Annotated in this window: 1 protein-coding gene; it reads right to left on the reverse strand. The window is 72.7% G+C overall.

Annotation, left to right across the window (positions count from 1 at the left end; genetic code table 11):
- The coding region (locus ACFFNX_RS50290) for a serine/threonine-protein kinase (RefSeq protein ID WP_378213592.1) at positions 1-880 on the reverse strand (880 nt) is incomplete at its 3' end.
- Between the last annotated feature and the right edge of the window lie 414 nt (positions 881-1,294).

Below are 1,294 nucleotides of genomic sequence, written 5' to 3' on the forward strand. Positions count from 1 at the left end.
GTTCGGCGGGCGGGGAGACCGGCCGCGGCTTCTCGGCGGTGCGGCCGAGCCGGGAGGCGATCTCCCCGGTGGAGGGCCGGTCGGCCGGGTTGACCGCGAGGGCCGCCTCGACCAGGCCGTGGATCGGCTCGTCCAGGGCCGCCAGCGTCTCCTCGCCGGCGACGCTCCAGCGCCCGTTCCCGCCGTCACCGGCGTACGGGCTGCGCCCGGTCGCGGCGTACCCGACGAGACAGCCCCAGCCGAAGATGTCGGACGCCGGACCGGCCGGGAAGCCGTCGACGCGCTCCGGCGCCACCCACCCCGGCTCGTACGGCACGGTGCCGAGGTCGGCGGGACGGCCGGAGACCGGCGCCTCCTGGGCGAGGGAGAAGCCGATGATCCGCGGGCCGTTCGCCGCCAGGAGGACGTTGGCCGGCCTGAGGTCGCAGTGGATCAGCCCGGCGCCGTGGACGGCGGCGATCGCCCGCCCGAGGGCGACGGCCAGCGCCATGAGCTGCTCGGCGTCCAGCGGGCCGAGGGCCTCGACGTACTGGGCCAGCGAGGGGCCCTCGACGTATTCGCTGACGAGGTACGGCGGCGCGTGGTCGGTGCCGTCGGCCAGCAGCGCGACCGTGCAGAAGGGAGGAAGGCGCCGGGCGCAGGAGGCCTCCATCCGCAGGCCCCGCCGCGCCTGGGCCTGGTCGGGCGCGCGGGTCGTCTTCACCGCGACGTGCTTGCCGACGGCGTCGTAGGCGAGATAGACGATGCTCGCGCCGTCGGACGGCAACCGCGCCCTCAGCCGGTGGCCGTCGATCTCGGCCGGGTCGTCGACGTCAAGCGGCTCCGCGCCGGGAGGCAGGACTTCGCCGCCGATGGTCTTCGGTGCGGACGGTCTCTCCACGGGCACGCCTCTCTCGACCCCCGGCCGGTTAGCGATCCTTCTTGGGCAATAGATCTTGCAACCGACCACAGCCCGCCGCAACCTGAACGTCACTGTTCGTGTTCTTTTTTAATGATTCGCCCCGGTTAGGGGCGCAGTAGAGATCCGATGTATATCCCGGTTTGAGGGCGTCACCCAGGCTTTCGGGCCGGCCGCACGGGCGTGGCGGTGTTGACGCGTCGGATGTCTGATGTTTGTCTAACAGCCGCCTGGCCGATCATCGGGAGGATCCATGAGCGAGCGGATCGACGGCACGCGACCCGGGATCGCTCCTCCGGCGAAGGAGGATTCATGAAACGCCTGCCCACAGGGCTCGTCGCCACGGCGGCCCTCACGCTCGGCGCGCTCGCCGCCGGGAGCGCGGCGCGGGCGGGC

It is taken from the genome of Actinoallomurus acaciae (assembly GCF_042429965.1).
Classification (GTDB): domain Bacteria; phylum Actinomycetota; class Actinomycetes; order Streptosporangiales; family Streptosporangiaceae; genus Actinoallomurus; species Actinoallomurus acaciae.